This is a genomic window from Vibrio splendidus 12E03, assembly GCF_000272105.2.
GTDB classification, from domain to species: Bacteria; Pseudomonadota; Gammaproteobacteria; order Enterobacterales; family Vibrionaceae; genus Vibrio; species Vibrio splendidus_I.
The window spans coordinates 1-11,678 of record NZ_AJZD02000037.1 but is presented as its reverse complement, the minus strand read 5'-3'; the positions used below and the strand labels follow the sequence as shown (position 1 = coordinate 11,678).

Annotated in this window: 15 protein-coding genes and 1 pseudogene; 3 read left to right on the top strand and 13 right to left on the bottom strand. The window is 42.7% G+C overall.

Translation table 11 applies throughout. The features are described 5' to 3' along the window. The first annotated feature begins 213 nt into the window (after positions 1 to 213). Together A142_RS04165 and A142_RS04160 are read left to right on the top strand one after the other, a co-directional pair. A complete protein-coding gene (locus tag A142_RS04165; protein ID WP_029405689.1) occupies positions 214 to 1,191 on the top strand; it encodes a DUF1852 domain-containing protein in 978 nt (325 codons plus the stop codon). A gap of 45 nt (positions 1,192 to 1,236) precedes the next feature. Then, positions 1,237 to 2,265 carry a methionine synthase gene (locus A142_RS04160; RefSeq protein WP_019825919.1) on the top strand — a complete coding sequence of 343 codons (1,029 nt, stop codon included), beginning with the start codon at positions 1,237 to 1,239 and terminating at the stop codon, positions 2,263 to 2,265. 98 nt (positions 2,266 to 2,363) lie between these two features. On the opposite strand, the gene A142_RS04155 is transcribed toward A142_RS04160, so the two are convergent. The 7 genes from A142_RS04155 to A142_RS04125 form a co-directional block, all read right to left on the bottom strand. Beyond that, the gene (locus tag A142_RS04155) at positions 2,364 to 2,846 is read right to left on the bottom strand and encodes a tetratricopeptide repeat protein (RefSeq protein WP_019825917.1); all 483 of its coding nucleotides are present in this window, start codon (positions 2,844 to 2,846) and stop codon (positions 2,364 to 2,366) included. Between the two features lie 28 nt (positions 2,847 to 2,874). Continuing rightward, on the bottom strand, positions 2,875 to 3,426 hold the full coding sequence (gene cyaB, locus A142_RS04150) for a class IV adenylate cyclase (protein ID WP_019825916.1): 552 nt from the start codon (positions 3,424 to 3,426) through the stop codon (positions 2,875 to 2,877). 89 nt (positions 3,427 to 3,515) lie between these two features. Next, a complete protein-coding gene (locus A142_RS04145; RefSeq protein WP_019825915.1) occupies positions 3,516 to 3,908 on the bottom strand; it encodes a hypothetical protein in 393 nt (130 codons plus the stop codon). Continuing rightward, positions 3,901 to 4,350, bottom strand: coding sequence for a GNAT family N-acetyltransferase (locus A142_RS04140; RefSeq protein ID WP_019825913.1), 450 nt, complete (start codon positions 4,348 to 4,350; stop codon positions 3,901 to 3,903). Before A142_RS04140 ends, A142_RS04145 begins: the two co-directional genes overlap by 8 nt. Positions 4,351 to 4,419: 69 nt before the next feature. Further along, positions 4,420 to 4,920, bottom strand: coding sequence for a hypothetical protein (locus tag A142_RS04135; RefSeq protein WP_019825910.1), 501 nt, complete (start codon positions 4,918 to 4,920; stop codon positions 4,420 to 4,422). A gap of 61 nt (positions 4,921 to 4,981) precedes the next feature. Continuing rightward, positions 4,982 to 5,422 carry a hypothetical protein gene (locus A142_RS04130; protein WP_019825908.1) on the bottom strand — a complete coding sequence of 147 codons (441 nt, stop codon included), beginning with the start codon at positions 5,420 to 5,422 and terminating at the stop codon, positions 4,982 to 4,984. A 198-nt stretch (positions 5,423 to 5,620) separates the two neighbouring features. Next, positions 5,621 to 6,121, bottom strand: coding sequence for an opioid growth factor receptor-related protein (locus A142_RS04125; RefSeq protein WP_019825906.1), 501 nt, complete (start codon positions 6,119 to 6,121; stop codon positions 5,621 to 5,623). Positions 6,122 to 6,183: 62 nt separating this feature from the next. Here A142_RS04125 and A142_RS24925 point away from each other — a divergent pair, with 62 nt between their 5' ends. Then, positions 6,184 to 6,462 (top strand): hypothetical protein, encoded by a 279-nt coding sequence (locus A142_RS24925; RefSeq protein ID WP_158008799.1) that lies wholly within the window; start codon positions 6,184 to 6,186, stop codon positions 6,460 to 6,462. A 191-nt stretch (positions 6,463 to 6,653) separates the two neighbouring features. Here the strand turns inward: A142_RS24925 and A142_RS04120 are convergent, their stop codons facing one another. The 6 genes and pseudogenes from A142_RS04120 to A142_RS04100 form a co-directional block, all read right to left on the bottom strand. Continuing rightward, entirely contained in the window at positions 6,654 to 7,127 is a 474-nt protein-coding gene (locus tag A142_RS04120) for a response regulator (RefSeq protein WP_019825903.1), read from the bottom strand. Next, complete coding sequence (locus A142_RS04115) at positions 7,114 to 8,469, bottom strand: ATP-binding protein (RefSeq protein WP_019825901.1); 1,356 nt, start codon at positions 8,467 to 8,469, stop codon at positions 7,114 to 7,116. Before A142_RS04115 ends, A142_RS04120 begins: the two co-directional genes overlap by 14 nt. Positions 8,470 to 8,475: 6 nt before the next feature. Beyond that, positions 8,476 to 9,894, bottom strand: a complete 1,419-nt coding sequence (locus tag A142_RS04110) for an SLC13 family permease (RefSeq protein WP_019825899.1) — start codon at positions 9,892 to 9,894, stop codon at positions 8,476 to 8,478. 241 nt (positions 9,895 to 10,135) lie between these two features. Then, positions 10,136 to 10,348: pseudogene (locus A142_RS25610) on the bottom strand (hypothetical protein); the annotation flags it as partial. A 101-nt stretch (positions 10,349 to 10,449) separates the two neighbouring features. Beyond that, complete coding sequence (locus A142_RS04105; RefSeq protein ID WP_019825895.1) at positions 10,450 to 10,869, bottom strand: hypothetical protein; 420 nt, start codon at positions 10,867 to 10,869, stop codon at positions 10,450 to 10,452. Further along, entirely contained in the window at positions 10,869 to 11,525 is a 657-nt protein-coding gene (locus A142_RS04100) for a S1 family peptidase (RefSeq protein ID WP_019825893.1), read from the bottom strand. The genes A142_RS04105 and A142_RS04100 overlap by 1 nt, the downstream gene beginning before the upstream one ends. Positions 11,526 to 11,678 lie beyond the last annotated feature (153 nt).

Here is an 11,678-nt window from a genome sequence, read left to right as displayed (position 1 = left end):
CATGTTGAATGTGAAGTAATACCATTGTTAATGGTCAACCTATCCACGTATAAAAACCTTAAGCGATTAACTTTATACGACATTAATTCTACTAAGCATTAATTTCAGACAGCATAGCCTTCGATTCTTAATCCGGTCACAAGCAAAAAATAAAAGCCGTTTTAATACTAAAGACCGAGAGAGTCAGAAAACAAATTGGGATACCAAATCAGCATGAATAAAGAATTTAATTTTACGATTAAGAGCATTAGCCTCGACGAAAACTACCAGCCTGCAGACAGCACGCGCATCACAACCAACTTTGCTAACCTGGCTCGCGGTGACAGCCGCCAAGCGAACTTGCGTAATGCGCTACAAATGATCGATAACAGTTTCAACGCGTTAGCACACTGGGACAACCCGAAGGGCGACCGTTACTCTGTTGAGCTTGAAATCATTTCTGTTGATATGGATATTGAAAGCAACGGCGAAGCATTCCCTTCAATTGAAGTGCTGAAAACCAATATTGTAGACCGTAAAACTAACGAGCGTATTGAAGGCATTATCGGAAATAACTTCTCTTCTTATGTTCGAGATTATGACTTTAGCGTACGTCTATTGGATCATAATAAAGGCCAAGATAAATTCAGCATTCCAGAAGATTTTGGTGATTTACACGGTAAGCTTTTTAAATATTTCGTTAACTCTGACGCTTACAAAAAGAACTTTAATAAACCACCTGTTATTTGCTTAAGCGTGTCAGATAATAAAACCTATTACCGCACTGAAAACCAACACCCTGTATTAGGTTTTGAATACCAACCGAATGAGTCTTCTTTAACTGAGCAATATTTTAAGAAGATGGGCTTACAGGTTCGTTATTTCATGCCGCCAAACAGTGTTGCACCTTTGGCTTTCTATTTCTTTGGTGATCTATTGAACGATTACTCGAACCTAGAGCTTATCAGCACCATCAGTACCATGGGCACGTTCCAGAAAATCTACCGTCCTGAGATTTACAACGCGAACGCGGTTGCAGGCAACTGTTACCAACCAAACTTGAAAAACTTGGATCACTCGCTAACTCAAATCGTGTACGACCGTGAAGAACGAAGCCAGCTAGCTGTTGAACAAGGTAAATTCGCAGAAGAGAAGTTCATTAAGCCATACCAATCAGTTCTAGAGAACTGGTCGGCAAATTACGCACTTTAATCGTCTATTGCGCTCTCAAACCACCCAAGGATAGGCAGTATTATTATGAAAACACTATTACCGACTTCAACAGCGGGCAGTTTGCCGAAACCGTCTTGGCTTGCACAACCAGAGACGCTTTGGTCGCCATGGAAACAGCAAGGCGATGAACTCACAGACGGCAAACAAGATGCGCTGCGTGTCTCTCTGCACGAGCAGCAGCAAGCAGGCATTGATATTGTGAGTGACGGTGAGCAAACACGTCAGCACTTTGTAACGACCTTCATTGAACACTTGAATGGCGTTGATTTTGAAAAGCGTGAAACCGTTAAAATCCGCGACCGTTACGATGCAAGTGTACCGACAGTCGTTGGACCTGTTTCTCGTCAGAAATCCGTTTTTGTCGAAGATGCGAAATTCTTACGCCAGCAAACCGACCAACCTATTAAATGGGCTCTGCCGGGGCCTATGACGATGATAGATACGCTTTACGATGCGCATTACCAAAGCCGTGAAAAACTGGCGTGGGAATTTGCGAAGATCCTCAACGAGGAAGCGAAAGAGTTAGAAGCTGCAGGCGTTGATATTATTCAGTTCGATGAACCTGCGTTTAACGTGTTTTTTGATGAAGTGAATGATTGGGGCATCGCGTGCTTAGAAAGAGCCATTGAAGGGCTTAAGTGCGAAACAGCAGTGCATATTTGTTATGGCTACGGCATTAAAGCGAATACGGATTGGAAAAAAACGTTAGGCACCGAGTGGCGCCAATACGAAGAAGTATTTCCTAAGCTGCAGCAATCGAATATCGATATCATCTCTTTAGAGTGTCACAACTCTCATGTACCTCTTGAGCTACTTGAACTGGTACGAGGTAAGAAAGTGATGGTCGGTGCAATCGATGTGGCAACCGATTCCATTGAAACACCAGAAGAAGTGGCTAGCACGCTAAGAGAAACACTTAAGTATGTTGATGCAGACAAGCTCTATCCTTGTACTAACTGTGGCATGGCTCCCCTACCTCGAGACATTGCTTCAGCTAAGCTGAATGCGCTCAGTGCTGGCGCAGAGATCGTTCGTAAAGAGCTTTCAGCGTAACGCTTCCCTAACGAACAAAAGCTATGATCTGAAGCCTAAGTATCACATTGATGCTTAGGCTTTTTGTTATGTGAGTTAAGGAGCTTTATACGTGGCTGTTACCAGGTTTTATCTAGGTCTTGGGCATATAAAGAGATCGCTCTTTGGTACTCTTTGATCGCATCACTATTGGTTGTAGAAACCAACAACTCAAGCAACAGAGACGTTGCCTCTTTATGGCGACCTAAATTATACAGACACATCGCGTAGAAAGGCTGAACTTCAAGGGAATCAGGATACTCCGCCATCGTCTGTTCGAAATAGCCTAAAGCCTCTGCATAAAGCCCTAGACTTCGATAAGTACTCGCCAACCCGAAAAGCGCATCAAAGCGTTCTGTAGAAGTAAGTTCGCCCAAAAGAGACAGCAAATAATGCTCGATAGCCTGCTGTTCTTTACCTTGGTTGTCGTAAGACCAAGCTATCTGCAAGTGAGCTTTCGCCGCATAGTTTTCATCAATGAGTAGCGTTGCCAACAAGCCACGCGACTCTTGATACTTTTCTTCTTTTCGCAACTCGATGGCTTGTTTGATAATGGTGTCCATAGTCTTTCCCTGACGCTTGAGCGCTGTGCTATGCGTTCATTTCTTCGAACATCTGTTTGTAAGATTGAGTTTGCAGTGCCGATTGAGTCAGCCCGAATTTATTGGCTAACAACTCAAGCTCACTTTTATACACAGACAACTTAGATTCATCGTCCGTCATGATGGCAAATTCGGCAAAATCACCGATACCCGCAAGAGAATCAACCGTGATATGGAACTCTCCAACAAAGTAAATACTGCGAGTTTTCTGCGCTTTTAGAATCACTTCGTAACCCAAGTTTTCAAGCATACTCTTCGCATTCGAAGCAGCGGTGATGTTTGTCGCTTCACATCGGTCAGACTCTGGGCCTTTTACGATCCATAGTTTGATGCCCGACGGCTCCATAGTACGAATACACAAGCTTTTGTTCTGAGCCTGTAAGCTTCTATCAGGGCTATCGAAATACCAATCACATTCCTGATTGTCTTGCAGCATTACTTCATGAGGAATTAGGTTCAAAGTTTTCAAGAACTCAGACTTAGAGCTAAGTCGATACTTCAGCTCAACCTCATATTTGCCTTTGAAATGGTCGTTGTTCATAAGATAGCTCGGTGCAAAAAAGGCGATACTAGCACACGAACCGCATCCGAAATACAAACTGACGCACAACAAAAACTAAAGCTGTCGAACTATGTTCGACACGCTAATACACGCTGCCATTCTTCTTGGCTCATGGCTCCTTTCGGAAGGTAAATATTGCGTTTTTGCATCGCACCTTTTGTGTAGGAAAGCTTGATGAATGAGCCAATTTCCAACGGAAGAAAGCTGCGCTGTAAAGTCACATCACAAGCAACTCCATTTAAACGTACGTGACCGTTCGTGATTTCAAATGAGCTATCGCGAAGCTTCCACCACAACATTAGAATTTTGATTAGTGGAGGAACACAAATTATCAGCCCTATGGTTAGTAGCAATGAACGATCACCGTCTGATATCCAATAGACAAGACCTAATGCAATAACAATAAACAGCAACTCTGAAAATAAGTATTTAACAAAATTTAATTGGATACGGTTATCCATGACACCCTCTCAATGATGATCCTAAAAGCAGCTCCATTTCAACGAGCCCTTTAACTTCAGAAACCTTTGTAAAACCTTTTGATTGATATAGCTTAATGGCGGGATTCTCACTGAACACGCGCAACACTAACTGAGTCGATGATTGCTTGTTCGCATGTTCAATCACTAAATCCAAACATTTAGAACCAAAGCCTCTGCCTTGGTATTCAGCTAATATCTGCAAGTCCCTAAGAAACGTTGTATCACTGGTGTAACTGAAGCGAATAACACCAATACGACTATCCCCTACATAAGCCTCATAGTTATCCAGCTCATCCCAGCTACGTAAAAACTGACTATGGCCCCAAGCGATACCTCGAGCTTGGTAGTAATTCGTCATATTCGTTTTGGTGATCGATTCAGCGAACTTAGGATCTGAACCTTTGACCAACCTTACTTCCATATTGTGTCCTTTGTTTTCAAATCACATCTGAATACGGCATAGCAAAATGCCGCATATGTTGAATCACTTTTAGGTACATTCTGGTTTCACTTCCTCCCATTGTGTATCCCATTCTTCGCCTAACAAATTAGAAAGCTTTTCACAGTCGTATAGATAGCGAAGACTATCTTTACAGTACGCAGTAAGTATTTCAGTTAACTGAGCAGACGCTTTCTCGTTGTCTTTGAGTTTTCCGTACATCATCAAACCAGTCCTAAAGGTGTCTTGATCGAGGTCAGACGCTTGCTTCGATAACATCCCAAAGGAAATAGCGTTAATAGACAGGGTTAATGCAATCGCATCGCCTTCATCTCCCTCTAACTCACAAGCACTATAACGAGCTAACAAGTTCGATGTTTTAATTAATGGGGCAAGGTCTTTTGTATTGGCATATTTATAGGTTTCAAAACCTTGTCGAACCGCAGCTTTATGACTGTCTTTAATGCTCACAACATAGTCTGTCAAAACATGTAAGCTCGCATATGCGCCTAGCCCGAAAGCCACAATGAACACGGCGATTAATCTGATCACTTATCTCTCCTAAAAGAACCTTATGCTGGTCAATTTTAAACAGCGTCTTGTAGTAACAGCCCTACTTGCCATCGACCTTTTCTATAAACCAAATTCCTTGGCATGGGCCATTGGTTAAGTGCCACCGGCCGTCAAATCTATTGCTACTGCCATGTGCGGAAAAACGATAATCCCATTGGCGATGTTTGGCATATAGGCGTAAGTCACCGCTTTCTGTCACCCAACCTTCTAATGGTGTTCCGTTGTAGGTAAGCCTTAGCGTGGCTTTACCCTCACGAATGGATCCGGTGATGGTTGTTCGTTCACACATATTATTGCCAGTGGTGTTAATGCGACGGCCTAGCCACTCACCGTCGAATTCGGTAGAAGGAACAAATTGGGGACTATCAGGAAGTTTAGGGAACGACTCGGAATTATTAGATCCGAACCACAGAAACTCACGACCAACGAGGAAGAAGGCAACAAAGCCGATTGATATCGCTATCACAAATCCCTTTTTCACGAGCCTCTTCCCTAATCCTCTGACCTGAAGGAAAGAACCCTAACATAATGAAAAGTAATAACTTACCATCAATTTAATTGATTTTGATATATTCCACAAATTGCATTCAAATGTTGAATATAGAGAAAGCGGCACCCTACGAAAATGCCGCGCATTGAGAATCAATTATGTGCAGTGCTGAAAGCTCTGCACAAAAAACTAACCTTCCAAGGCATTGCGCCAATACTGAACGGTTTTCTCCGACACCGAGCCTGTCTCGCTCGCCGCTGATACTAGAAAGTCACATAAGCGAGTTGCGACCTCTTCATTGCCTAACAAGTACAAACTGCGAATGGCTCGTGTTAGTCGAAGCTGGTTATGGTCGTGATTCTTCAACCATACATGGTTGGCTGGGCTAAGTGGCAACAATGACGATATCTCACTTCCGTCTCGCTGCATTCCCCAAAACTCAAGCATCAGGTCAAGCACTTGCAGATGAGCTGTGCGAAGCGCTTCTGAATTAGCAAAAAGCACCCTATCTTCTTGAGTCACCAACGGTGCATGTTGATTAAACTTAGTTCCCTCATCGATTGGGAAGAATACTTGAATGTACTTATGGTCATGCTCCAACCAAAAATGATTGTAAGCCAATAACTGTTCTATATTTCGACCAAACTTGTCTGGCACTTCACCAGAAATAAAGCGAGCAATCTCACTCATTTTAAAATCCTACTGACTATAAACCCCCACTTGTGGGCGAATGCATTATTACGCAGTAAGCCGTGAAAAGCCTAGTCCTTTACGTTGTAAGTACCGATCTGACTTCGAACTCCACATACCACGCATTAGGAATCACTTTTGAATACTTTCGACTTACTTTTCTAACAGACGACACTGATACTCTGCGACATATTTTGGCTCTGCTGCATGTTCAAGGAATCGTTCGTGAAGAGAACACAATGCATCCGCTGGCGTTACCTGTAGGTAGGCACGGCACTCATGTGGTGTATAACGACTATGCATTAACTTCAATTTTGGTCGGCGTTGGCGTTGACGTATGAGTTTTAGACTTAAGCCAGCAACCAGTGTGTTAATAACTGAATACTTAACCTGAACGACTAAAAGAGATAGGTAATATATGCACCGAAAGATTACATCTTTCAAAGAAAAAAACCTTCGGAAAGCGTCCTTCGGTGCATACAATTTTAAGCGACTTACATTAGTGACTAATGTAAGTCGCTAACATAAGAGACTAGCGTAAGCGTCTCAACACAACCTGCTGGTCGAGCTCATTCTGATAGTCCGTGTAATCAAGCCCTTGATCAAATATGTACTCAGTGACAAGAGTGCGAATGCATTCAACTAACGTGCTTGCTTGCCAAGGCTTTTCAAAGTAACGGTCAATACCTGCTGCATTAATCGCATTGATGGTATCAGTATGAGTGGCCTGCCCTGTAAGAAGAATTTTCTTTGTATTCGGAAAGCGGCTGTCATGGAACACTTCAGTGAGTAATTCCACACCCGTTTTCCCTGGCATCACATGATCAGACACGATGACGGTAATGTGTTCGCCTTCTGCGTCAAGTTCATCAATGAGATCAAGCACTTCTTGCGCTGATTCACAATCTTCAATATTCAGCCAACTCGCCAGCGGATCTAAATCTTGTATCACTGCGCTCAGTACTTCTCTCTGGTCATCGACACAGATTAAATTAAGCTTCTCCATGTTCACCCTCTATTGGTAACTTGATTCTAAATACCGTTTTAGAAGCATCACTTTTCACAATGATACTTCCGCCATAACCTGCCACAATCCGCTTAACTACTGATAAACCCAAGCCCAATCCAAACGATAAACCACCTTTTTTAGTGGTGAAGTTGGGCTGAAATACCTTTCTACGAGTCGCCTCGTCTATCTCAGGGCCGTTATTCGCGATCGTAACTAATATTCTTTTCTTACTTAATCTGGTTTGAATCTCTATTGCAGCATCGTCTGAATTCGACATTGCATCACAAGCATTCTTTACAATGTTGACCCAAATCTGAACGAGCTCTGTTTTCGAGCCTTTAAAAGACGGTAAATCCGCAGGGCTCAATCGCACAGACACTCTACGTAACTCACTTTGTAACAACGATAAGGCATGGTTAATGGAGTCGTTAATATCAACCGCTTCTTCGGTGTCAATATCAACTCTGCCAAGTTGTTTAACCGATTTTACGATGCCGACAGTGTGTCTAGATGCCAAGCGTAAATCATGTAAATCACAGCCCATTTGCCAAAAGCGAATCGCTTGTTCTGGGTTTTTCAGCCAATGCTTTGAAATAACGTCTGTTGCAGATAAAGCGTCAATTGGGATCGCCTTTGCAAGAGAGCGAGCAATGTTTTTGTCTAAACCATATTTTCTTTCAAATTGTCGCCCACGTGTTCGTGCTTCTGACGACGACGTTTTCTGACCATGCATTAACCCAAAATCGAAAAATTGACTGGCTTCTGGATGCACTTCTTCAAGCAGATCCATGATGACCGTTTCAAGTCGACCAGATTTACTATTTACTACACCAATGGCGTTGTTAAGTTCATGAGCAATCCCGGCAGCCAATTGACCCAAGGTCGTCATTTGCTCAGCAGTATGTAACTTCTCTAGCGCTTTTTGTTTCGCGATCGCTTCCTGTGTTGCGCGGCGTTGACGACGCGACAACTCATTGACAATCACAGGTGTGAACTGTGCAGTAAGAGGGCCAAATTTACCTTCATCTTCTGCAGGCGTGTCTTTATCGATCCACGCCAACTCAACATCGGTTTTAGCAACAACCGTTGAAGATGCTGTCCAATTACCTGAAAAGAAGCTATGAACGCCTATAAAAGCCCCACTGCCCGCGCTAAATACTCGCACTTGCGGTGTATTCGTATCGGTATAAAACCCTTCCAGTTCTCCACTAAACACATAATATAAACGAGTGTTTAACGCTGATTGTTCAATAATGGTGTTACCAGCACGGCAAGTCACCCGACGTTCTGTGTGGTTAAAATAGCGATCGATCAATGCTTCTAACTTTTGTTGATACACGTATCGTTATCCTATATGACCAATTGAATGTAGCAGCCACACCATAACAAAACTCAGTAGCACACCAACCACACCCAAAATAATACCGATTCTGGCCATTTGATTACTTTGCACATGACCAGTGGCATGAGCCAACGCATTCGGTGGCGTACTGATTGGCAGCGACATACCTAATGAAGCGGCAAAAGTCACAACCAGAATTAACGTTAACTCACCGCCTAGTGGCGTGAGTGAAGCCATAGACGAACCTAATGCCGCCATAATTGGCATTAACAAGTTAGCCGTTGCGGTATGAGACATAAAGTTTGCCATTACCAAACACAAGAACGCCGCTCCGAACAACACCACATAGGGTGAGTAAGCATCAAACGGAATACTGTGTACCACGAGCTTTGCTAAGCCAGTTTTATCGAGAGCTAAACCAAGCGCAATACCACCTGATACAAGCCACAATACGTCCCAAGAAATTTTCTTCAGGTCTTCTTTATTGATGATCCCAGTAAGAGAGAACACAGCAACAGGAATCAGAGCGACGGTATAAGAGTTCATGCCATGGCTTGAACCCATTAACCAAAGAATGATGGTGAGCGCAAAAGTGACGTACACCGCAATGGCTTTGGGTGTTTTAAGGAATTTACCTTTGATACTTAGTTCGATTTTCTTTTGGTCAGCTTTGTACATAAAGCCGATTAAAAACCACGCTAACGCCATCATAATCACGACAAACGGCACACCAAATGCCATCCATTCGCCGAACGTAATTAGGTTATCGCCAACTAAATATTTAAGTGCGATAGCGTTCGGCGGGGTACCGATCGGGGTACCAATGCCACCGATGTTAGCGGCAACAGGGATACAAAGCGCAAACGCTATACGACCGGGGTCTTTCGGGCCAAACACAGCCAGTACCGGCGTTAAAATAGATAGCATCATTGCCGTTGTTGCCGTGTTAGACATAAACATCGAAAAGATACCAGTGATCAACATTAAGCCGAGCATCACAAACTTTGGGTCTTGTCCAAATGGCTTCAATAATACACGGGCTAAGTTTACGTCTAATCGATACTTAGTGGCGGCCATCGCTAAGAAAAAGCCGCCCAAAAACAGCATGATAATTGGGCTGGCGAATGTCGCCATGATATCGCTGTATTTTAACAACTCACCAAAATGTTCCTGCCCATGATCAAACCTTAAAAAGATCAGCCCTTTATCCGACAACATCAATAATTGCAGAACGATAATAACAACAGACGTCGCGTAGATCGGGATAGGCTCGAACACCCAGCACAATGCCGCTAATAAAAAGATCGCGATAACGCGTTGTTGAATAATCGTGAGGCCTTCAAATGGAAACGCTGATAGCGGCATTACGAGGATAATGAAAGGAATTAAAATAGGGATAATGTATTTAATATAGGGGCGCATAGCACAAAAACTCTTCCTGAGATAACAACTACTTAGAAATTAGATTTAAAGTTCTAATTTAGATCCGACAACGAATTATCGACCTCTTATCACTATCTCACTATCGGTTAGATCAATGATTACGTAATCGCGATAACCCCGTTTTCGTTTCTGTGCGCTACCTCTACGTTTGTGTGTCATTTACTGTTGCAATTAAATTCCGAGAAACAAAAGGCAAACGTTCGCCTTTGCGTGGGAGACCCGTAAACTTCGGTGCTTGCACCGTTGCAGAGTAATCACCTAAAACTTCAATCTCAGTTTGGTCTATCAGCTCACTCGTTTTAAGCCACACATTGTCTGATTTAGCGAAATATCCATTCAGATGATTCGCAGCCAACTAAGCTTTTAAAGAATGAGGTTGATGGATGCTGGCACTGCTATAAAGTGCCTTTTCCAATAGTTGGTCGCTTGTCATGTTTCCTCCGTGAAACGTGCCCCTTAACTCTATGCTGAAAGATGGCGCCATGTGGGATGAAAATACAGCCCAAAATTAGTCATTGACGCCATAGTCGTTTGTTAGTTTGCTTCACACCACGCATTTTTACCCATCACGCATACCAAATTAAGCATTATAGCGATTGCTGGTGCTAGTAACGTTGCCGCATATCCTAGCGTAGCCCCCAGTGCCGCAGAAATTATACTGATGTACATTGCCTTTGCTATTGGCGCTTCAGACTGTAATTGTTCGCGGAAACTATTATATGCAGCATCACCACAAATAAACTTTCTAAATTCTTCTTTAAACCTATCGAAAAATGGTTCCGGTGAATCGCTAGCCCCCCCAAACTGAATCGTTGTGTTAGGTCCATTAGCCGACAACCATAATTTTATGACTTCTTCAGGCTCATTATCCTGTAGCATCTGATTAATACTATTAGCCTGATAAACTTTAAGCTCAGAAACCCACTCATCAATACTTGCATTCGGTAATTCCATTACAACATCTCCCTTAAGTATTCTGAAGATATACAATGTGTTGTTTGGTGCAATTCTCTAGGATTAATCCCTCCTAGAGAAATACCACCACTGTTATCAGGAGCATAAGCACCGACCAAGATACCCACTATTTTATTGAGACGCGGTGAGAACACCAGTGACCCAGATTGCCCAGGACGTGATTGAATATTGATAACAGCATGCTTGCTCTTAATGCCATTTGAATCAAGCAGAACCTTAGCTCCCACTTCAGCTTTTTGGAATGTTAGAACCCTTCGACCTTCAACACTATGTGGAAAACCAAAAATACCGACCTCTTCTGAAACACTAACCTCATCAAAACCACCAATTTCTGGAAGCTTTCCCGTTAGTTCTCCATCAATCTCTAAGATTGCTAAATCTTTAATCGGATCAATATCTACTATTTGAGCTTGTATTGGTCGACAACGATTATCCGATGTGTCCTGATATGCATTAATATCATTAATATCATTAATATGCGGCGCAAGAATTACAATACCTTCGCTTTGGTTTCCAACTACATGGCGCGTAGTCGCTACTTTGTTTTTTGAAATGAAAAATCCTGTACCCAACATTTCAATATGTTGGGGCGTAACTTTTCCTATTGTAACTACTTGCTGAGTAAATAATTGCACTTGAATCTCCTTTGCAAACTAACGCCTTGCTAACGGGCGATAACGCTATACCACCCGACATAAAATTTGTGCCCTAAACACTGAAGCTGATTTGAATGAAAGTGGCCAAGCGTTAGGAGTCCCTGGGCTTTGTTGCGTAATTAAATTTATAGA

Coding starts and splice junctions, on each gene's coding strand:
- A142_RS04165 (WP_029405689.1), top strand. CDS start 214: ATGAATAAAGAATTTAATTTTACGATTAAGAGCATTAGCCTCGACGAA.
- A142_RS04160 (WP_019825919.1), top strand. CDS start 1,237: ATGAAAACACTATTACCGACTTCAACAGCGGGCAGTTTGCCGAAACCG.
- A142_RS04155 (WP_019825917.1), bottom strand. CDS start 2,846: ATGGACACCATTATCAAACAAGCCATCGAGTTGCGAAAAGAAGAAAAG.
- cyaB (WP_019825916.1), bottom strand. CDS start 3,426: ATGAACAACGACCATTTCAAAGGCAAATATGAGGTTGAGCTGAAGTAT.
- A142_RS04145 (WP_019825915.1), bottom strand. CDS start 3,908: ATGGATAACCGTATCCAATTAAATTTTGTTAAATACTTATTTTCAGAG.
- A142_RS04140 (WP_019825913.1), bottom strand. CDS start 4,350: ATGGAAGTAAGGTTGGTCAAAGGTTCAGATCCTAAGTTCGCTGAATCG.
- A142_RS04125 (WP_019825906.1), bottom strand. CDS start 6,121: ATGAGTGAGATTGCTCGCTTTATTTCTGGTGAAGTGCCAGACAAGTTT.
- A142_RS04120 (WP_019825903.1), bottom strand. CDS start 7,127: ATGGAGAAGCTTAATTTAATCTGTGTCGATGACCAGAGAGAAGTACTG.
- A142_RS04110 (WP_019825899.1), bottom strand. CDS start 9,894: ATGCGCCCCTATATTAAATACATTATCCCTATTTTAATTCCTTTCATT.
- A142_RS04105 (WP_019825895.1), bottom strand. CDS start 10,869: ATGGAATTACCGAATGCAAGTATTGATGAGTGGGTTTCTGAGCTTAAA.